Source organism: Brevibacterium sp. FAM 24630, from assembly GCF_049804075.1.
In the GTDB taxonomy this organism is placed as follows: domain Bacteria; phylum Actinomycetota; class Actinomycetes; order Actinomycetales; family Brevibacteriaceae; genus Brevibacterium.
Window position 1 is genome coordinate 147,539 of the sequence record NZ_JBNBZD010000008.1, and the last position, 22,759, is coordinate 170,297.

Consider the following 22,759-nt stretch of genomic DNA (forward strand, 5'->3'; position numbering starts at 1 on the left):
TGTGCGCACACCGCGCTGTTCTCGCGTGTCGTTTCATGAGGCGTCGGTGGGGTGGGTGACGCGCCAGCCTTGGGCCCGTTCGCGTTCGGCCCAGAAGTCGGCGTACAGACCTGTGCCGGCGACGAGGTCGGTGTGGGTGCCGTGCTCCACGATCGCGCCGTCATCGAGGACGAGGATCTGGTCGGCTCCGGCGATCGTCGTCAGGTCGTGGCTGACGATCAGCATGGTTCGGCCTTCAGACAGTGCGGCCAGGCCGGCGTGGACGGCGATCGCGTTCTCCGGATCGAGCGATGCGGTGATCTCGTCGAGAAGCACGATGGGCGAGTCCTTGAGGAAGGCTCGCGCGATGGAGACGCGCTGACGCTCTCCGCCAGAGAGCGCGACTCCGGCCTCGCCGACCTGCGTGTCGAGGCCGTGGGGCATCCGGTCGATGATCTCGTCGACGCGGGACAGACGGATCGCCTCGTGCAGTTCGTCGTCAGTGGCCTCCGGGTTGCCGAAACGGATGTTGGCCTCGATCGTGTCATCGAGCAGGTAGACGTTCTGTTGGACCACCGAGAGCTGCTCCATCACGGTCTGTACCGGCAGCAGCCTGGCATCGACACCGCCAATGCGCACAGTGCCTGCGTCGGGGTCGAAGAACCTGGCGGCCAGCTGCAGGATCGTGCTCTTGCCCGATCCTGACGGCCCTACCAGAGCGGTAGTGGTTCCCGGGTGCGCCGAGAAAGTCACCTCGTGCAGCACTTGTCGACCCCCGGGATATGTGAAGTCGACGTGGTCGAAGGCGAGTTCTCCGGCCTGTTCGATGCTGTCTGTGCCCTCGGGTTGCGCGGGTTCGTCGAGGACATTGTCGATGCGATCCAGGTCGTGACCGGCGAGCCGGAGCGCGGAGCCGAGGTCGGCGGCGTCGATGAGTGGACCGGTGAAGCGTGCGGCGGCGAACAGCACCACGGCGGCGGTCGCCGCGCTCGCCGCGCCGGTGAGGGACTGCCACACGGCGATGACGAAGACGGCGGCGAACATCAGCTGCACGGCGGTCGCGAAGCCGATCAGGCCGGGCAGGCTGGTGCGCAGCGAGCGGCGGGAGGCTTCCTGTTGGGCGCGGTGTGCTCTCGCCAGCATGCCGTTGCCGGCCTGATCGGCCCGGAATGCCCTCATCACCGGCTGGGCGCGAGTGAACTCCACGACGCGGCTGGCCGCCTCAACCGCCGCCTGGTCGATCTGATCGGCCGAGCGCTCAGCGAGCGCGGCCGCCCACCGGTACACCAGATACAGGAGTGGGGCGGCGATCAGCATCGTCAGCGCCACCGGCCAGTCGATGAACAGCAGCCCTAGCGCGATGGTCATGGGCGTAACGACGGCGGTCACCAGCGGCTGGATCAGGGTCGAGGCGGCCGTCCACACGGCGGTCGTGCCCTGGGAGACTGATTGCGAGAGTCTTCCGGTGCGATCGGAGGAGAACCAGCCCACCGGCAGCACGCCGAGGTGGTCGATGATGCTGCGGTGCAGGCCGCGCATCAGGGCGAGCCCGATCCGGGATCCCAGCACGCTCTGGATCGAGAATGCGATGCCCGCGATGACAGCGGCACCGATCACCGAGAGGATCCACGGCCAGCTCGCAGAAGCTTCACCTGCGAGCAGGTGGCGTAGTGCGGGGATCGCCAGCAGCAGCGCGACGCCCTGGAGGATCCCGTAGGCGACGCAGACGGTGAGGAAGGCGCGCATCTTCGCCCGGTCGTCCGATGCGAGGATCGGCAGCAGCTTGCGGATCATGCGGTCGTTCCTTCCTGGGCGTTCCACAGAGCGGCGTAGAGTCGGCCATGGTCCAGCAGTTCGTCATGGCGGCCGGTCTCGACGACCCGGCCGCCCTCGAGAACCACGATCTGGTCCGCGTCGGTGATCGTGCGCAGCCGGTGCGCGATGACGAGGACCGCACGGCCTGCGATCAGCGTTGACAGGGCGTCCTGGACGGCTGCTTCTGATTCGGGATCTGCGAAGGCGGTGGCTTCGTCTAGCACCACGATGGGAGCGTCAGCGAGCATGGCCCGTGCGATGCACAGCCGCTGGGTCTCACCGCCGGACGGAGTCACCTGCTCGTGCACGATCGTGTCGTAGCCATGCGGCATGGACATGATCACGTCGTGGATCTGCGCCGCTCGCGCTGCCGCCTCCACGGTCGCGTCGTCAGCGTCCGGGGCCGCTAGGCGCAGGTTGTCGCGCACGCTCATGCGCAGCAGAACGTTGTCCTGGAACACGAATGCGACTCGCCGGTAGATCTCTTCGGGAGCCGCGTGCCGCAGGTCGACTCCGCCGATCCGGATCGCACCGTCGGTGACGTCCCAGAACCGGGGCAGCAGCCGCGCCAGCGTGGACTTGCCGGAGCCCGATGGGCCCACCAGTGCTGTGACGGTGCCGGGTCGCAGTACGAGGTCGATGTCCGAGAGCACGTCGGTCTGCCCATCGTAGGAGAATCGCACGCCGTCGTACTCCACCACGGCACCCTCCGGGGTGCGTGGATGCGCGACCTGCGGTAGTACCGGGGTGCGGAGCAGGTCGCCCAGCCGCGCCGCTGCCGCGGTGGCGGTGCGCATTGCCTGCGCCCCGATCCCCATGTTCAGCACCGGTGCACCCAGTCCGACCCCGATCATCAACGCCAGCAGCACCTCGGCCGGCGCCCCCCACCCTGAATGGACGAACCAGGCCCCTGTCGCGAGCACCAGGGCGATCACCGTCGGCGGTGCCAGTACCGCACTCGCCAGCGCGTTGACGCGTAGCAGTGGTCCCATCCAGCGTTCGAAGAACACGGCCAGCTCGTCACCGACTGCGTGGTAGCGCTCCTGAGTGCTGCGCGTCCGGCCGAATGTCTTCACGACCGCGATGCCCTGCACGAACTCCACGATCCGGGAGTTCACCCGGCCCAATGCCTCGTCCCAGCGTGCCGCGTTCTCCGTGTTTCCGCGCATCATCACGCTCAGTCCGACGAAGTACAGCAGCACCGGCACCAGGCACACCAGGCCCAATCGCCAGTTGACGACGAACAGCAGTACGAATCCCGCGAGCGGGGCCACTATGGCTCCCACCAGGTCGTTGATCGCGTGTGCCACCAGATGATGCACGTCGTGCACGTCATCTTGCAGGCGGCGCTTCACCTGACCCGAGGAGCGTTCTCCGAACCAGCCCAGCGGCACCCGCCACAGCCGATCGGTCAATCGTTGCCGAAGCGCCTGGCCCACCGTTCCGTCCGCTCCGTGAGTGATGGTGTATGCCGCCCCTGTCGCGGCAGTGCGCACCAACACGCCGATCACGGCGATGACCGCCCACGCCCACACCACGTTCCCGCTCGCGCCTGCCGGCTGCAACAGTTCCTCGACGATCCGATAGATCGCGACATACGGCACCAAGGACGTCAGCGCGCCAAGCGCTTGGAACGCCCCCGCCAGGATCAGCCGCCCACGCACCGGAGCGAGCAGCGAGCCGAGGCTCTTGTCACTACCAGCGGCTCTCGTCTCGGGCTCAAGCGTATCCGGCGCCGACTCGGATTGAGCGTCGGGCAACACAGCCTGAGTAGCGGTCGCATCATCGGGCATGAGCCATCCTTTCAAGCATCCACTCATCGACGGTCTGCACGGTCCCCGATCGCGGGCCCTGTGCAGTGCACAAATCTTTGAAGTGAGTGTACCGTTACCCGGCGCGTTTGTTCAACGGACAACTACGCCGGGTATCGTGGTGGCACGACACTCCGCGGATGGGAGCCGAGCATGACAAAGCCGAAGGCAAAGAAGAGCAAACGCCAGCGCGGACCGCGCACCGCCGCGGACGAAGCCCCCTTGACTACAGAGCAGATCATCGAAGCCGGAGTCCGCCTCACAGCCGCCCGCGGCCTAGCCGGGTGGTCCACTCGGGACCTCGCGAAAGAGGTCGGCTGCTGGCCGACGGCGATTGCGCACCGCGTCGGCCCACGCCACGAGGTCGACCGCGTCATCGTCGACGCCGTCATGTGCTCAGTCGACTTACCGTCACCAGAACTCTCGTGGCGACCGTGGTATCAGCAGCTCCTCACCTCGCTGCACGACACACTGTCTGCGCACCCCGGCGTCGCCCGCTGGCTCGGCATGGCCGCCACGACCGTCCCTGCGGCGGTGCTGATGATCGATACCGGGGTCAGCAAGCTCGCTGAGGCCGGCTTGGGCGACGAAGCACCCGCCGCACACATCATGCTATTGAATACCGCCGTGCACCTGATCGCCTCCGAAGACGAGCGAGATGTCGACCCCAAGCTTCAGGACGCGATCCTCGCAAGCCTCGGCATGTTGTCCGAGGACAGTCAGCATCCAGGGGCGGCAATGTTCGCGGACACGCTCGCCCATGCCTTTGACCTCGATAGGCTCTACAACTACGCAGTCGAGCGTGCACTCGACGGCGTCGCAGCCCGCATTGCGACGAGACAGCCGATGAAACCATAGGCAACATCTCATTAGGGTAGCCTCACCTAAAGGCATCGGGTACACTAGCACCGATCGATAATTTGTGCACTGCACACCTGGCATCGGATTGTCGGTCCTACCCGGCGCGGACACCCTCCCCAGGCGGATCTCCGGTCACCCGCGCTTGCCGAGCCCATCGGAGGTGATTGCCTTGTCCGCGACAGACAGCACTGACGCCTGGCCGCCGGACTCCGATGAGTCCCTTCGGTCAACTCGCAGAGCGTCGCCGCCAGCGCACAACGATCTCGACGAGTCACTGATGGACGCAGACCCCCAGCTGCACACCCTCGTGTCGGAGGAAATGTCACGTCAGCGGCAGACGTTGGAGATGATCGCATCGGAAAACTTCGCGCCAGTCTCCGTGCTTCAGGCGCAGGGTTCGATACTGACAAACAAGTATTCCGAGGGATATCCGGGCCGTCGCTACTATGGCGGATGTGCCCATATCGATGAGATTGAACGTCTCGCGATTGATCGGGCTCGGAAGCTGTTCTCGGCCGACCACGCAAATGTGCAGCCGCACTCTGGAGCTCAGGCGAACGCCGCTGCGTTCGGCGCCCTGATGAAACCTGGTGACACGGTGATGGGTTTGGCCCTTTCCCACGGCGGGCACCTCTCACACGGCACGACAATGAATGCTTCAGGAACCTTCTACAAAGCTGTCCGATATCACCTGGATTCCGATACCGGGCTGGTGAACTTGGAGACCGTGGCCCGTCTCGCGCGCCAGCATCGACCGCGAGTCATCGTTGCAGGGTGGACAGCCTATCCGAGGACGGTTGACTGGGCCGGGTTCCGACATACCGCCGACGAGGTCGGCGCCTTTCTCGTCGCGGATATGGCACACCTTGCTGGCCTGATCGCAGCCGGTGTGTACCCCTCGCCGGTGCCGTATGCCGATGTCGTCACCAGCACGACCCACAAGACTCTCGGAGGTGCGCGCGGTGGGCTGGTCCTCTGCCGGGGCTCACTGGCCGACCGAATCGACGCGGCTGTTTTCCCCGGGCACCAAGGCGGAGCGCTCAATCAGAGCATCGCCGCCAAGGCTGCCACCTTCCATCTCGCCGGCCGACCTGGGTTTGTCGAGCGCCAACGGCGAACACTTCAAGGCGCGAAGATCATCGCCGAGCGGCTCTGTCAGCCCGACATCAGATCATCGGGGATCCAGGTGGTGACCGGTGGCACTGACTGTCATCTCGTGTTGCTTGATTTGTCCGAAGCAATAGAACAAGGCCAGTTCACCGACGGTGCAGACGCAGAACAGTATCTGGAGAGTATTGGCGTGACAGTCAATCGCAATACGGTTCCGAACGAGACGCGCACATCCCGTCGACCTTCTGGGCTTCGGCTGGCCACTTCGGCCCTTGCGACTCGCGGTTTCGACGACTCCGCCTTCGCCGAGGTCGCCGAGATCCTGGCCGACGCCCTAACCCGAGCGGAGAACGGTCCCAGCCTCGCGAGCCGCGTCTCCGCACTGGCCAACCGGTATCCGCTCTATGCCACAACCAGCCTGCCCTGAGCACCCATACACTTCAAGGAGATCCATGTCGTCCAACGTTGATCGAGCTGTCCCGCTAGGGTCATCGTCTGAGGCCGACGCGCGTCCGTCGGACATCATCGCGGACTTGATTGCCGCGCGGCTCGGCTGCGATGTCAGAGCTCTCAGCGACGATGCCGAGCCGTTGAAGCTCGGCCTCGACTCGCTCGGGATGATGTCCGTCATCAACCAGGCACGCCGACTGGGAGTATCGGCCACCTTTGAGCAGCTCGCGGAGCGCCCGACTTTCGGCGCCTGGCGGCAGTTGCTCGATGCCCCGCGCGCCGAGCCCGAGGCTGTGGACCCGGCACCACCGGTGAGTCCTGGCGAGCCGTTCGACCTGGCGCTCATGCAGCATGCATATTGGGCCGGACGAGACGCGGACATGGAGTTCGGAGGTGTGGCAACGCATCTGTACAACGAGTTCGATGGCCCCTGCATCGATACGGACCGACTCGACAGAGCCGTGCGGCTGCTCTTAGAACGCCATGGGATGCTCCGAGTCGCGATCGGCGACGACGGGCGGCAGCGTATTCTCCCGCAGCCGGCGTGGCCGGGCCTCACCATTCATGATCTGCGTGACCTCGATGACGCGGAGCAGGCTGCCGCGTTGGAACGTGTTCGTCACGAGGCCTCACATCGACAACTCGATATCGCGTCCGGACAAGTATTCGATGTCGCGGTGTCGCTGGTGAGTGAGAGCAGAACGCGATTGCACGTCAATCTCGACATGATTGCCGCCGATGCAGCCAGCTTCAGGGTCCTCATGGCCGATCTCGCTACCTACTATCACGACCCGGACTCCGTACTGCCGAGCCTGACGTACAGCTTCCCTCAGTATCTTGCCGACCGCCGTCAGGCGGAACAGTCCGAGACTCACACGCGGGAGTATGCCGAGGCTCGCGACTGGTGGCAGGCACGGTTGCCCACACTGCCTGGTGCTCCTGACCTGCCGCGTCTGAGGCAGACACCCGGGCGGACGCCGACGCGCGTGCAGCGGCTGCACCACTGGTTGAACCCGGTTGAACGCGAACGGTTGGAACATATCGCGCGAAAGCATGGCGTGACGCCGGCAATGGCATTGGCGACCGCCTTTGTCGAGGCCATTGGCGGGTGGGCCACCGATCCGCAGTTCCTGCTCAACCTGCCCCTTTTCGACCGTGCAGATTTACACGCCCAGGTGCCACAGTTGGTCGGAGATTTCAGCAGCTCAGTGCTGTTGGCCGCAGATGTCACGGACCGTATGCCGTTTGCCGAAAGAGCTGTTCGTCTACAACAGGAGTTGCGAGCGGCGATCGATCACCGCGCCTATCCCGGCGTCGAAGTGCTGCGCGATCTGTCCCGCCTCGCCGGAGGAGAACGAGTCTTGGCACCCGTCGTGTACACGAGTGCGCTCAACCTGGGAGAACTGTTCGCACCGAACGTGCGGGAGGTCTTCGGTGATCCGGTCTGGCTCGTTTCACAGGGGCCGCAGGTATGGCTCGACGCGCAGGCCACGGAACTCGATGGTGGCTACCTGGTGAACTGGGACGTCCGTGAGGGCTTCTTCGCCCCCGGCGTGGCTGAGTCGATGTTCGGTGCGTACCGGGATGTGCTGTCCCAGCTCGTCGCAGACGACGCCGCCTGGCAACGCCCCATTGACGACCTACGGCCCCCTGCGCAGGCAGCCCGACATTCCGCTGTCAACGAAACCGGCGCACCGCAACGGGCCAACATCCTGCACGAGCCCTTCTTCCGGGTGGCCGCCGAGTGTCCTGACGCGACTGCGCTTGCATGGGAGACCGCCGAGGGGCCAGCCTCCCTCAGCTATGGCGGTCTGTGTGAGCAGGCCCTGCGTGTGGCCGGTGCTTTGGACGCCTCCGGGATCAGTGCCGGCGACCTGGTCGCAGTGAGCCTGCCGAAGGGTCCAGCACAAGTGGCAGCCGTTCTCGGTGTGCTCGCGGCCGGCGGCGCCTATGTACCGATCGGCGTCGATGAGCCGCCTGCCCGACAGACGGCGATATACCGCGCCACTCCGATGGTAGCCGTCATTACCGACGCCAACGCCCATCTTCCAGAGGATCTGCCCGGTAGCCCGGCCATCGTACGAATCGCTGATGCTCTGGAAGCCACCCCGCTGTCGGCAGCCCGTCGTTCTGATCCCGATGGGCCAGCCTATGTGCTGTTCACCTCCGGTTCTACAGGCACTCCGAAGGGAGTGGAGATCACCCATCGTGGGGCAAGCAACACCATCGAGGATCTCAATGACCGGTATGAGGTCGGCCCCACCGATGCTGTGCTTGCCGTGTCCGCGTTGAAATTCGACCTGTCTGTCGTCGACATCTTCGGATTGCTCAGCGTCGGTGGAACCGTCGTCCTCCCAGATGAGGCCCGCCGCGCCGACCCTGATGCGTGGATGCAGCTGATGACCGACACGCCGATCACCGTCTGGAACACCGTGCCCGTGCTCCTCGATATGCTGCTCACGGTCGCCGAGTCGTCCCCGCCCGCCGCCCGACTGGTCGCCAGCTTGCGGCTAGTGATGTTGGGTGGTGACTGGGTGGCGTTGGATCTTCCGCGCCGACTGGCGCGTTTGGCCCCCGGCTGTCGGTGCGTTGTGCTCGGAGGGGCGACCGAAGCATCGATCCAGTCGGTGCTCTTCGACGTCAACGACATCGATCCTTTGTGGCGGTCGATTCCATATGGGCATCCGATGCGCAATCAGAAAGTGCGGGTCGTCGATGGACAGGAGCGTGATCGCCCAGACTGGGCCGCGGGCGAACTCTGGATCGGCGGGGCGGGTGTCCACGGCCGCTACCGCGACAACGACGAGCTGACTGCGCAGAAGTTCGTTGAGCGGGACGGGCACCGCTGGTATCGGACCGGTGACCTCGTGCGCTGGCGAGACAGCGGCGAGTTGGAGATTCTCGGGCGTACAGACTTCCAAGTCAAGATCGCCGGTAATCGCATTGACCTCGGCGAGGTCGAATCCGCGGTTGAGCAGTATCCCGGCGTTCGGCGGGCAGTCGCGACCGTCATCGACGCGGAGAAGAGACCGCGGATCCGCGTGCTTGCCGTCGTCGATGACCCTGAAAACCATGCGCCGGACCTTGACGCGACCATTCGCGAACGGGCCAAGAAGTATCTCCCTGAGGCGATGGTGCCGGAACTCATCGTGAGCGTGACCAGCCTGCCATTGAACAGCAACGGCAAAGTGGACCGTCAGCGGGTGGCCGCTCTCCTGCAGGAGGCCGCTCCTTCGGCGGACGTCGACGGCGAACCACCGCAGGGGCCGGTGGAGGGGGCAATCGCACAGGTGTGGTCCGAGCTGTTGGGTATCACTGTGTCGGGACGAGACGATGACTTCTTCCGACTCGGCGGTGACAGCCTCACCGCGACCCGTTCGGTGGCCCGACTGCGCACCTACACGTTGCCGGGCGGCGTAGCGATCGCTGAATGCACCATATCCGGCCTGATGCGGGGCCGCACGGTGAGAGGGTTCGCATTGACTCTTCGCACGACGCAGGCAGGGCCGCGCTCTGAGAACGCGGTACTTCGCGCCCGCCCTGAGGCCCGCTTCGAGCGCTTCGCGTTGACACCCGTGCAACATGCCTACCTCGTCGGGCGTGACGAGACGCTCGCCCTGGGCGGAATCGGCGCGAACTTCTATCTCGAGCTCGATGGTGACCGTCTCGATCATGAGCGCTGGGAGAACGCGTGGCGGCACCTGGCAGAGCGCCACGACATGCTGCGAGTCACGGTCCGGGACGGACGCCAGCAAGTGGTCGAACAGATGACCGTGACCGAGCTTCCCCGACTGACCGCACCCACTCTTGAAGCCGCACGAACGCTGCTGGAACCCTTGCGGCGGCGGTCGTTCGATCTGGCCAGTGAGCCGCCCTACGCTGCCATGGCCGTCGAGTACGGACCGTCTGCACGTGTCAGGGTCGGGATCGTCGTGGATCCGATCGTGTTCGATGGGCGCAGTGTGAAGACACTTCTGTCTGAACTGGCACATCTGTACGACGATCCTGACTTCGACCTGCCGCCGTTGGGTCTCACCTTCCGTGACTATCTCACCGAAGTCGCCGTCGATCCGGACGACAAGGCCCGCGCTGAGGCGTACTGGGACCGTGTGGGTCCCGAATTGCCGCCAGTTCCTCTACTGCCCCTGGCTTCGGCCCCTGCGGCCCTCGGGCGGCCCCGCTTTGCGCGCGTCGCCCACCGGGTGCCCCGTGCACGTTATCGGCTCCTGCGGGAACGAGCGGCCTTGGTCGGGCTCACACCTTCAGCGCTCCTCCTAACTTGCTACGCACAGACGCTGTCGCGGTGGAGCGCCCGCCCGGAGCTGACGCTGAACCTCACCTTGTTCGACCGCCAGCCCGTGCACGACGATGTCGATTCCGTCATCGGCGACTTCAGTTCGCTGCTGCTGCTCGCACATCGTCCTGATGGGCAGGACGATCTCGTGAACCTCGCGCGTCAGGTGCAGGACGAACTCGCCCGGGCACTTGAGCATCGCAGTGTCTCGGCAGTGGAAGTGCAACAGCGGATCGCGCTGACTGAGGGGATCACCCAGGCCATCTTTCCGGTAGTGTTCACCAGCACCCTCGGCATTGGCGGCGGGCTCCTCGACGACGCGCCAGGCGGGTTCCCAGCGTACGCCGACGGCGCATCACAGACCTCGCAGGTGTGGCTCGATCATCAGGTAGTTGAGCAGGCTGGGGACTTGCTACTCAGCTGGGACTCGGTAGAGGGGCTCTTTCCGGAGGGACTCGTCTCGGCGATGTTCGAGGCCTACCTCGGTCTCGTGGACACGTTCATCGACTCCGCAGACGTTGACGCGATCCCCGCAGACGTCGCACTGCCAGCGGCGCAACAGGACAGCCGTGCTCGCGTCAATGCCGTGCCCAGCCTCGCGCCACAGGCGAATGCCTTGCATGTCGAGTTCTTCGCCAGGGCAGCCAAGCAACCAGCGGCTGTCGCGTTGCGCTGGGGACTGCCTGGCGCATCCGAGTCGGGATCTCTCACCTACGGTCAGCTCGCCGAGCGGGCGCTTCGCCTGGCCCGGCATCTTCAGCAGAACGGAGTGAGACGCGGCGACGCCGTTGCCGTGAGCATGCCGAAGGGACCAGACCAGGTCATCGCGGTGCTCGGAACGCTCGCCGCCGGCGCCAACTACGTACCGATCGGAGTCAATCAGCCCACCGCCAGGATCGAGCGCATCACGCGAACCGTGCAGCCTCGGTTGTTCCTCAGCAGCCTGCCCGACCTGAACGACCTCGCCCCACTCCCGGAACCTTCCCCGACAAAGGCTTCGGAGACGGCGTACACGATCTTCACCTCGGGCTCCACCGGCGAACCCAAAGGCGTACAGATGAGCCATCGAGCCGCCTGGAACACGATCGCCGACATCAACGCGCGGTTCGGGATTACAAAGGCTGATCGGGTTCTGTCGATCTCTGCGCTCGAATTCGATCTGTCCGTGTATGACATCTTCGGGCTTCTCACCGCTGGCGGGGAGGTGATCTGTGCGCTGGAGCACCAGCGGCGTGACCCTGACGAATGGCACGGCCTCGTCCGTCACCACGGCGTGACCGTCTGGAACACCGTGCCGCAGCTGCTGGACATGTACGTCACCGCGGCAGCATGGCACCCAGACACCAGCTCGAGTCTGCGGACCGCTTTCGTGTCCGGGGACTGGGTGCCACTCGACCTGGCCCATCGCCTCGCAAAGTCTGCTCCAAACGCACGGCTGATCGCGATGGGCGGCGCGACCGAAGCAGGTATCTGGTCGAACTTCTACCCGGTCGCCGACGGTATCGACGGATGGCCGAGCGTGCCCTACGGAACTCCGCTCGGCGGGCAAGCGTTCCGGGTGGTCGACGGTGTTGGACGGGACTGTCCGGATTGGGTGCCCGGTGAACTGTGGATCGGAGGCGACAGCCTGGCCGACGGGTACTTCGGGGATCCGCAGCGAACACGAGAACGCTTCCCTGTCGTGGGCGGCCACCGTTGGTACCGGACCGGTGATCTCGGCCGGTACCGGTCGGCGGGATTGCTCGAGTTCCTCGGACGTGACGACGGTCAGGTCAAGGTGCGCGGGCATCGCATCGAACTCGGCGAGATCGAGACGGCCTTGCGGGACCACCCCGATGTTGTCAGCGCCGCCGCCGTGGTGCTGCGGGGCACAGCTGATCGGATTGCCGCCGCGGTTGTTGCCCCCTCGGCCGATGACGAGCGAGACGCGGATGGCGGCCTCAATCTGGACGCGATCGCTCGGCATGCTGCGGGTCTCCTCGCACCCACCATGCGCCCAGACGTTGTCGTCGAGCTTCCGGCCATCCCGCTGACTGCCAATGGCAAACTCGACCGCGACGTAGTTGCCACCAAGATCCTCGCGATCACGAACGCGGAACCCGGAGCACCGGCCTCGCCCGAGCCAAGCAGTCGGTCCGATGAGCGTGTGGAGCAGGTGGCCGCGGTATGGGCGGAGGTTCTCAGCCTGCCGACCTTGCCCGCACCATCTGACAGTTTCTTCGCCCTGGGTGGCGACAGCCTCGCCGCTACCCGGGTCGTGGCTCGGCTACGGGACGCGCCGAGCACGGGCAGGGCACTCGGCGGTGTCGGAGTCGGAGCGCTCTTCGAGCATCCGGTGCTCGCCGACTTCGCCGAACGTCTACGCCCGGCCATCTCAGATGCTCCCCCGTTGCAGCTAGAACCGGATCTGGCCCAGCGGCACGAGCCTTTCCCGCTCACCGACGTGCAACTAGCCTATCTGCGTGGCCGCGCTCCGGGGATGCCGCTGGGCAACATCGGCACGACCTACTACCTGGAACTAAGCGCCGAGAGCGTGGACACTGGCCGCTGGCAGCAGGCCTGGCGTCGCATGATCGACCGACACGACATGCTTCGGGTGATCGTCGAGGGCGAACAGCAGCGCATTCTCCCGCCGGAGGATCTACCGGCTCCACCGGTGAGCATCGGCCGCGCCGACGATGAGCAGTCGGCCTCGGCCAGGCTCCACGAGCTGCTTGCACGTTCCTCGTTCGATCTGTCGACGTGGCCGACGTTCGCGACCGCGCTCATCCGTCATCCCGGCGGAGTGCGCGTGGGAATCGCAGTCGACTATCTGCTGCTGGACGGGTTCAGCGTCCAACTTCTCCTCACAGAACTCGCCGCGTGCTACCTCGACCCGGAGACGTCGCTTCCCGAGCTTGACGTGTCTTTCCGTGACTACGTCCTCGCAGTGGACACTTCCCCGGCAGACCGAGAAGCATCCGTCTCGTACTGGACGGACCGGCTGGAGAGCCTGCCACAGGCCCCGCACCTACCGGTAGCCGTCGATCCGGCACAGATCGACGCGCCCGTCTTCCAACGGCGTGCCGGACGGTTGGAAGCCGAGCAGTGGACCCAGGTCAAGCAGTGGTGCCGGCAGGCCGGCGTGACGCCATCCTCGGTGCTCTTGGCCTGCTATTCGCATGTGCTCTCTGCGTTCAGCGCGCGGCCCGAGCTCACGCTCAATCTGACCCTCTTCGACCGTTCCCGCGTTCATCCGCACATCGACCGCGTGCTCGGGGATTTCACGAGTCTCACGCTCTTGGAGCATCGCCCGACCGCTGAGGAGAGCCTCGCCGATGCGGCACAACGGCTGCAACGCCAGCTCGCCTCAGACCTCGATCACCGGGGTGTCTCGGCGTTGTGGGTCCAGCGAGAGCTGGCCCGAAGAACCAGCCCTACCGAGGCCGCGATGCCGGTCGTCTTCACCAGCACGCTGGGCCTGTCCGATGACGTTCTCGACCGGCTCCGTCCACCATTTCCCACATTCGTCGGCGGCGCGTCCCAGACCCCACAGGTGTGGCTCGACCATCAAGTCATGGAACAATCCGGAGCCTTGCTCTATCACTGGGATGCCGTTGAAGGTCTGTTCGCCCCCGGACTCCTGGACGACATGTTCGAGGAGTATCGGCGCCTGTTGGAACAACTTCCGAACGCCGACCTGTCTGCTGTCAGGACCCGCACGGCTGAATCCGCTCCCAGCCTCACGACCCCAGTGGAAGTCGCGGCCATCGACGCGTCCCCGAACGGGGATGCTACCCTCTCACAAGACCAGGTCGGCGCGATATGGGCTGACGTACTCGCTGTCGCTGAGGTCAACACTCACGACAGCTTCTTTGCCCTCGGGGGCGACTCCCTCCTGGCCACCAGGTTGATCGGACGCCTGCTCGATGCCGGGGCGACAGGAGTGCAGGTCGCCGATATCTTCACCCGCCCCGTGCTCGAGGACTTCTACACCGGCCTCGCTACGCGGACCCCACGTCAGGATCGACGGCGGCGAGTCGTGCCGAACCCGGCGGAGATGACCGAGCCGTTCGAGGCCACCGACGTGCAACGCGCGTACTGGGTCGGCCGTCATAGCGACCTCGCCCTGGGGCGGGGTCGGTGCCTACTACTACAGCGAGTTCGACGGCGCCAAGGTGGACATCAGCCGCCTCGAGCAGGCGTGGAACACTCTCGTACGCCGCCATGCCGAGTTGCGTAGCGTGTTCACGCCCGACGGCCGACAGCAGTTTCTGCCATCTGACCAGACGGTTCTGCACGTGCCACACACGCAGCTGGACGCCACCACTGCGCCCGAGGCCGTGAACCAGGAACTGGACACACTGCGCGATCGCCTCTCGCATCGCGTGCTCGACCCCGGCCGATGGCCCCTGTTCACGGTCGAAGCGGTCACCTACCATCAGCTCGGTCAGCAGCGCACACGGGTCGGCATAGGACTGGACAACATCATCCTCGACGGCCTGTCGATGATGATCGTCTTTTCCGAACTCGAAGAACTCTACCGCGATCCCGGTGCCTCACTGCCCGAGAGGGAACTGACGTTCCGCGACTACCGCGTTCAGGTTGAACCATCGGACACACAACTGCGCGCCGATCGACAGTACTGGCAGGAACGTCTGGACAGCATCCCGCCTGGACCGCAGTTGCCAACACTGGTCGACCCCGACACAGTGACGCAACCCCGTTTCCGGCGCTGGCAGCGCCGCATCCCCGCGGAGACCTGGAAAGCGGCCCTGCAGAACGCCCGCCACCTGGGGCTCACCCCAGCGGTGGTCCTGTTGTCCAGCTACGCGGAAGTGCTCGGCCGATGGAGCACCAGTTCAGAGTTCAGCGTGAACGTGACGCTGTTCGACCGGCAGGAAGTTCACCCGCATATCGATCGCATTCTCGGTGACTTCACCTCGCTGCTCCTCGTCGAGATCAGAACCAGGCCCGGCGACACGCGCGGCGTACGGGCTATTCGCCTCCGCGATCAGCTGGCCTCCGATCTAGAGCATCGCTCGGTCTCAGCAATCTGGGTGCAGCGTGAACTGGCCCGCCGACGCGGTGCCGTGGCCGGCGCCTCAGTGGTCTTCACCAGTGGTCTCGGGCTGGGTACGGCGATGTCCCTCGATCCGGGGCCTGGCTTTCCTGACCGGATCTGGGGCATCTCGCAAACCCCACAAATCTGGCTCGACCATCAGGTTTCGCAGACTCCCGACGGAGAGCTGGTTATCCAGTGGGATGCCGTAGAAGGGTTGATTGCGGCCGAAGCCATCGGGTCCATGTTCGACGAATATGCCCGGCTCGTCTCAGCAATCGCCGATCCGGGTTGGGCCGACTCCCGTCCAGGCCTACCGGCAGCATCCGCGTCCCACCTCGCCCAACCAGCATCGTCTCCTCAGGGGCCCGTCTCGATACGAGGCGAGAGTTCCCCAGTCGCCGAGGCAGGCAAGCCCCGCCCCGGCGTCGAGTCGACTGTTGCCCGGATCTGGGAGGAGCTCCTCGGGTCGACCGGGATCGATCGTGTTGCTGACTTCTTCGGTCTGGGCGGCGATTCCCTCGTCGCTACCCGCATGGTTGCCCGAGTGCGCGCTGAGGTGGGGATCGAACTGAGCCTTCGCGAATTCTTCGCTGACCCAACGATCGCCGCGGTGGCTGCGACCGGGATGGGACCACATGGTGGGCAGATGCAGGCCGGGACTGAGGATTTCGAGGAAGGAGAGCTGTGAACGCCAACGCACTGATTACCGAACTTGAACATGCCGGGGTGCATCTCTGGCTTGACGGCGACAAGCTCCGGTTCCGCGGGCCCCGCGGTGTCATGAGCCAGGAACGACGCGAGCAAGTTTCCGCACGACGTGACGAGATCATTCAGCTGTTGCGCCAGCAGGCATTGCCCGAGGCCATCCCCGAGCCGGATGCCTGTCATGCGCCCTTCCCCTTGACCGACGTGCAGGCCTCATATCTGCTCGGGCGGGTGCGGGGGAACCGACTCGGTGGGGTGGGGTGCCACAGCTACATAGAGATCTCTTTCCGCTCCCTGGACGTGGACCGCCTCGAACGCGCATGGCAGGCAGTCATCGATCGGCACCCGATGCTTCGTGCAGTCATTTTGCAGCGTGGCGAACAGCGTGTGCTGCCAGAGGTACCGCGCTACAGAATTGCGGTCACGGACCTACGTGGCGCTGATCGGGAAGCGTGCCAGTCGCATCTGACGCGAACGCGCGCCGAAATCGATCACACCGTGTACGTCACGCATGAATGGCCCCTATTCACACTCCGGATCACAAGGCTGCCGGATCAAGACATCCTGCATCTGTCGATCGACATGCTCATCGCCGACTTCGTCAGCATCCAACTGCTCCTGGCTGATCTCGACCGAAGCTATTCCGGGGTCGACACCGATGAGCCGAGAGTCACGTTCCGCGACTATGTGTTGGCTCATCGCCAACTGCCTCAGCATCCAGAGTGGAGGCGCGACCGCAGTTACTGGCTCGACCGCATCGATACCCTCCCCTCGGCACCGGAATTGCCCGCGGCTGGAGATGGCACACCCGTCGCCGGCCCCGCCCCTGTCGAGGACTCCCATCCTCGCTTCACCCGTCGAACGCTGCGGTTGTCACCGCAGTCGTGGGCTGCACTGCGAGAAGCCGGCCGCAACCACGGACTCACTCCCTCGGGAACACTGCTGTCCGCCTACGCCGAAGTGATCGGGCGCTGGTCACGACACGACCGGTTCTCCCTCAATGTCACCTTGCAGGGGCGCCTGCCCCTACATCCTGATATCGATGCTGTCGTAGGCGATTTCACCTCGGTGATCCCCTTGGCCGTGGATCATTCGGCCGCGACCTACGTCGAGCGGGCCATGGCCGTGCAGAATCAGCTCGCCGACGACCTCGACCATCGAATGTTCTCCGGCATCGAGGTCCTGCGTGAACTCGGTCGCCGTCACGGGTCCGAGACCGCACTCATGCCCGTCGTGTTCACCAGCGCACTCGGGCTCACCCGCACAACCGAGTCAGACACAGGTCCCACCGAGGGCACTGCAGACGGTCTCATGACGGAAGCGACCGCCCGCTACGGCATCAGCCAGACTCCACAGGTTCACTTGGACTGCCAGGTGCTCGAAGACCGCGGCGGCCTCGTCGTCAATTGGGATGTCCGCGACGGCGCCTATCCAGCGGGCGTCATCGAGGACATGTTCGCCGCGTTTGAGTCACTTCTCCACGTCCTCGCCGGAGGGCCTGCGTCTACCGAGGGACCCAGTGATCGGGACCCCGCTTCACTCCAAACATGGGAACTGCAGTGCCCCATACCGGTGCCGGAATCCCAACTACGCACCCGGGAAAACCTCAACCGCATCACCACCCCCGCAGCTCCCGGACCGGACGCCGGGCTCGTACATAGTCCACTCCTCGCCGCCGCGCACCGCACCCCGGACGCACCGGCGATCATTGCGCCGGACACAACCCTGACGTACCAGGAACTCGTCAGCGCCGCCGCCCAACTGGCAACCCTGATCCCAGACCACGACTCGCCGGTTCCAGTAGCAGTGGCGCTCGACAAGGGGGCCACGCAGATCGCGGCCGTGATCGCCGTACTGCTGGCCGGACGACCCTACCTGCCTCTCGATCCACGACAGCCGCTTACACGGCAGATGAGCATTGTTGACGACGCCGGCGTCGACGTGCTGCTCACGGACGGCGCCGATCCTCACACATGGCCCGATGCCCTCACTGTGGTCCCCATCGACCATATCCCTGCCCCGGACACAGCCGCCCTGGTCCCGGCCGGCAGCACCGGCCCGGACGAGCTCGCGTATGTGATCTACACATCAGGTTCGACGGGCCGCCCGAAAGGCGTCGCGGTGTCCCATCATGCGGTTCGGGCGACACTCGACGATATTGTCGACCGATTCCAGTTACACCCGCAGGACCGTGTGCTCGGTCTCTCCGGTTTGAGCTTCGACCTGTCCGTGTTCGATATCTTCGGCACCTTTGCAGCAGGGGCCGCGGTCGTGTTGCCGGAGTCGCACCGGCGCGGTGATCCCGCTCGCTGGGCCCAGCTCATCGATGACCATGGTGTGTCGGTGGTCAATAGTGTTCCGGCTCAGCCTCAGATGCTCGTCCAGTACTTGCGCTCGCAGCCAGAGAGCGGGCGTGCGCTTCTCGAATCGGTGCGCTTGATCATGATGAGCGGAGACTGGATACCCACTTCCTTGCCCGGCGAGCTCTCGGAGGTGTTGCCGCAGGCGCACCAGGTCAGCCTCGGCGGGGCGACCGAGGCATCCATCTGGTCGATCTTCCATCCCATAGCCGAGGTCCCGCCACATTGGCGCAGTATTCCGTACGGGGTGCCGTTGCTGGCCCACAGCTTCGCCGTCCGTGACGAACACGGCCATGATCAGCCCGATTGGGTACCCGGTGAGTTGTGGATCGGCGGGGACGCTCTTGCCACCGGTTATTTCCGTGACGCCGACCTGACCGCTGTCCGGTTTATCACCGATCCGCTGTCCGGGGCTCGCATGTACCGCACCGGCGATATCGGACGGTATCTACCCGGCGGGATCATCGAGTTCCTCGGCCGCGAAGATCAGCAGGTCAAGATTCGAGGGCACCGGATCGAACTGGCCGAAGTGGAGACGGCGATGCAAACCTTCCCACCGGTCGCTGCCGCTGCGGTCATCGTTGACGGTGACCGGGCCCTGGAACGTCGGCTGGTCGGTTTCTACACTCGCGACCATCAGCGCGAGGCTGCTGTACCCGATCAACAGCTCGCAGTCGCCGCGAAGGATGCTGCCGCTGGCATCGTGAATGGAACCGACCCGGATCGGCTGGCAGAGTTCGCGGACCGGATGGACCGGGCAGCTCGGTTGTCCATGACATGCGCCCTTCGTGAACTCGGCCTGTTCTCTGACCCCGAGGTCGCGTACAGCACCGAAGGGCTGCTCACGCAGTCCGGGGCCACCCCTGCCAACCGACGGGTGGTGCGGCGTTGGCTGCGGATGCTCGCTGCCGACGGTCTCGTCACCCGCACGCCGGAGGGCGACTGGACCAGATTGGCCCCGGTGACGCGCCAGGATGTCCAGGATGCGTGGGACTCAGTGGAGCAGGCGCATCATGGCTTGGACGACGGGGCCGAGCTCATCACGTTCTTGCGTTCGTGTGCCCAGGAGCTGGCCGACCTGGTGCGCGGCGAGGATTCTGCCCTGTCTCTGCTGTTCCCGCACGGCGATATCGGAACGGCCGAGGCGGCGTACAAGGACAACATCATCAGCAGATACGTCAATCAGGCTGTGACGGCCGTGATGAGGACACTTGCCGACCAGCACACGGGAACTCTGCATGTGCTCGAAGTCGGTGCTGGCGTCGGAGGGACGACCGCTGACGTCGTCACGGCACTCGCCGGCACACGAATCGACTACTTGTTCACTGATCTGTCGCGGTTCTTCCTTACCGACGCGCAGCGGCAGTTCTCCAACGTGCCGGGGATGCGATACGGGATTTTCGACATCAATGCCGACCTCGACGGACAGGATGTCGAACCAGGCAGTTACGACGTGATCCTGTGCGCGAACGTCCTGCATAACGCCGCGTCGGCCGATGTGGTCATCGACCGGCTTCGTGCCCTCCTCGTTCCTGGTGGGCGACTCGTGTTCATCGAGACTGTGCGCGAGAACACATCGGTGATGATGTCGATGGAGTTCTTGATGACCTTTGACGACACCACACGCCCGGACTTCGCCGATGCGCGACACGGGCAAGATCGTATCTTCCTGACTCGCGATGAGTGGCTTGATGTTCTGCACCGGGCAGGCGGGGCCATTGAGGTCTGCCTCCCCGATGATCGGGTCATGGAACAGTTCGGGCAGGCCGCATTCTGTGTGCGGTTCGGCTCCGACGTCGACGGCGTCCAGGATCATGGCCTCTCCGAGTGGCTGTCCGAACGGTTGCCCGAACCGATGGTGCCCTCACGCCTGATCCCGGTAGATGCGCTCCCACTCACGGCGAACGGGAAGGTCGATCGAGCTGCTCTCGCCGCGCGTGTGCCACGCTCGCAGCCTGCCGCCATAGGAACCAGCGATGCACCGCGTGACGACCTCGAGCGGCGCCTGGCCACTATCTGGGCGGAGTTGTTGGGGCTCGAGACTGTGGGCCGAAATGACGACTTTTTCGCCCTCGGCGGTGACTCGCTGCTGATTGCCCGGCTCGCTGAACAGTTGCGGACTTCGGTCCCGGAGGCCTCTGACATCACGTGGGAGGCACTGATCCCGGAGCTGATGTCACGGCCGACGGTCATGGACCTCGCCGCCCAACTGCGCCGTGCCGACTCCCCACGACCCCTGCGTGTATTGCGTGGCGCCTCCGCCACGTCGGAGCGTCGGCGGGTGCTGGTGCATGACGGAAGCGCGACCCTGCTGCCATACCGGTCCCTGATCGCTTCGCTCGATTCCGATGTTCCACTACTCGGCCTGGCCCCGCCACGGCTGGACGAATACCTCGCCCGTCCAACCGAGAACCTCGTGACCGGGCTGGCAGAAGAATACGCAGAACTACTGGCCGGAGGTCCTCCGGTCGAGCTTATCGGCTACTGCATGGGGGGCATGACCGCACTGGAATTGGCACGCGAACTCCGCCGCCGCGGGACACATGTCCAACGCCTCACCGTGATCGGCAGCCACCGCGTTCCCTACTTGGTCGAAGAGCCCGGACTGGTCGAGTACGGGTATGCCAGGTTACGCGGCATCGACCCGTCCGCCGTGGGCCTGCCTGCCGATCCTGGTGCTGTCGGCCACGAAGTACGGGTGGCGCTGGACCGGCATGGGCTCGTGCCCAAGGGCAGCCTCGACGCAGTGCTCGGGTCCTATCTCACCGCTACCCGCGCCGAGCGCGTCTCCGCACTGGCCGCGCAGACCGGAGACACAGCCGAGCAGTTAGATCAAGGGCTCACCGTGTTCACCCATAGCATCACCGGGGTCGTTCAATGGCGCCCGGACCCCTACGACGGGCCGGTGGAGTTCTTGAGCCATGCCTCCGACGTGCCCTTCCTCCCTGGCGTCGTGGACGAGCCCACAACCTTCTGGCGAGAACTGTGCGGCCCCTCATTGACCATCCATGACATCCCCGGCGACCACTTCGCATGCTTGCACGATCCCCACGTCGACACGGTGGCGGCATGGATCGAGCACCGAGACCAGCAGGCCGAACGATGATCGGCATCATCGGCGCCACCGGGATGGTCGGCGCAGCCGTTGCAGAGCGACTCCACTCAGCTGGCTTCCCGATTCGACTCGGCGGCCGTCGGAGGTCAGCGATCAACCATCCAACGCACGCTGACATCGAGAGCACACAGGTGGACATCACCGACCCGGTCTCCCTCGATGCCTTCTGTCGGAACTGCTCGGTCGTCGTCAACTGTGCTGGCCCGTCCTACAGGATCCTGGATACCGTCGCTCGCGCTGCCTTCAGCAATGGAGCACATTACGTCGATCCCGCAGGCGACGATCCCGTCTACACTCGTCTCGAACAACCCCCTGGTCCACAGAGGGCAGCGGTCGTCTCTGCCGGGCTCTTGCCCGGCGTCAGCGCTATGATTCCGTCCTGGCTCGCCACCCGATTCGACGAGCCCATCCGTCGCCTTTCCTGCCTCGCTGGCGGCATCGCACCATTGTCCGATGCCGCCGCTGCAGACTTCCTCCTCAGCGAGGAAGCGGGAATAGGCCAGCCGCTGGCCGACTGGTCCAATCATCAACGCCGGACCGCGGCTCTACGCCCAATCCGACAAATCAATCTGCCGTTCTTCCCCGGCAGCGTATCGGCATTTCCGTACCTGCCAACTGAACTCGAGCGAGTGTGTCACCGGTACAAGGTGCCGGAGGCACGATGGTTCAACATCTTCCCAGCCGGTCAGGCCGAACAGGTCATCGCCACGCTCGGACCCATACCTGATACCGGCCTCGACGACGCCGTCGCTCAACTGCGAAGCGCCGTCGTACACGACATGCAGGGCCAGGCTCCATATCACAGGATCGTGGTGCAAGCCGCCACCGATGCCGGTGAAGTCCGCACCACGGTCCTCAGCTGCGAAGACGGGTACCAGGTGACCGCGTTCGTCACTGCCACGGTGGCAACGCTTGTCCACTCCGATCAGATCCCAAATGGCGTCTATCGGGCCGAGGATATCCTCGATCCATCCGACATCATCACATCCCTCCACGGCCTACAGGGTGTTTCAGTGATCGAGATCGGTCCTAGCCTTGAACTCATTGATCCCACCCAGGCCCAGACTTCCACGCATGAGGAGGAAGGAGTGTCAAGTCCCGGTTTTTGTGGAGGATGAACGGTCGTTCAGTGATCAGGCAGCATCGGCAAGCACTTCGTTGTCCTCGAAGTACTCGGCTTCAACCTCGGCCGGAGTACGGTACCCCAGCATCGAA

General features: G+C 64.9%; 8 protein-coding genes. 6 read left to right on the forward strand and 2 right to left on the reverse strand.

What is annotated here, in order from left to right:
* Positions 1–33: 33 nt before the first annotated feature.
* Together ACPUD7_RS08530 and ACPUD7_RS08535 are read right to left on the reverse strand one after the other, a co-directional pair.
* Positions 34–1,773, reverse strand: coding sequence for an ABC transporter ATP-binding protein (locus ACPUD7_RS08530; protein ID WP_425119626.1), 1,740 nt, complete (start codon positions 1,771–1,773; stop codon positions 34–36).
* A complete protein-coding gene (locus ACPUD7_RS08535; RefSeq protein WP_073884833.1) occupies positions 1,770–3,587 on the reverse strand; it encodes an ABC transporter ATP-binding protein in 1,818 nt (605 codons plus the stop codon). The genes ACPUD7_RS08530 and ACPUD7_RS08535 overlap by 4 nt, the downstream gene beginning before the upstream one ends.
* 171 nt (positions 3,588–3,758) lie before the next feature.
* Here ACPUD7_RS08535 and ACPUD7_RS08540 point away from each other — a divergent pair, with 171 nt between their 5' ends.
* From ACPUD7_RS08540 to ACPUD7_RS08565, 6 genes are all read left to right on the forward strand, one after another.
* Positions 3,759–4,463, forward strand: coding sequence for a hypothetical protein (locus ACPUD7_RS08540; protein ID WP_073884832.1), 705 nt, complete (start codon positions 3,759–3,761; stop codon positions 4,461–4,463).
* 280 nt (positions 4,464–4,743) lie between these two features.
* Positions 4,744–6,003 (forward strand): serine hydroxymethyltransferase, encoded by a 1,260-nt coding sequence (glyA, locus tag ACPUD7_RS08545; RefSeq protein WP_096157085.1) that lies wholly within the window; start codon positions 4,744–4,746, stop codon positions 6,001–6,003.
* A gap of 25 nt (positions 6,004–6,028) precedes the next feature.
* Complete coding sequence (locus ACPUD7_RS08550; RefSeq protein WP_425119627.1) at positions 6,029–14,542, forward strand: amino acid adenylation domain-containing protein; 8,514 nt, start codon at positions 6,029–6,031, stop codon at positions 14,540–14,542.
* On the forward strand, positions 14,478–16,052 hold the full coding sequence (locus ACPUD7_RS08555; protein WP_425119628.1) for a condensation domain-containing protein: 1,575 nt from the start codon (positions 14,478–14,480) through the stop codon (positions 16,050–16,052). The genes ACPUD7_RS08550 and ACPUD7_RS08555 overlap by 65 nt, the downstream gene beginning before the upstream one ends.
* Positions 16,049–21,535, forward strand: a complete 5,487-nt coding sequence (locus ACPUD7_RS08560; protein ID WP_096157087.1) for a non-ribosomal peptide synthetase — start codon at positions 16,049–16,051, stop codon at positions 21,533–21,535. Before ACPUD7_RS08555 ends, ACPUD7_RS08560 begins: the two co-directional genes overlap by 4 nt.
* Positions 21,532–22,662, forward strand: coding sequence for a saccharopine dehydrogenase NADP-binding domain-containing protein (locus ACPUD7_RS08565; protein ID WP_425119629.1), 1,131 nt, complete (start codon positions 21,532–21,534; stop codon positions 22,660–22,662). The genes ACPUD7_RS08560 and ACPUD7_RS08565 overlap by 4 nt, the downstream gene beginning before the upstream one ends.
* Positions 22,663–22,759: the final 97 nt, after the last annotated feature.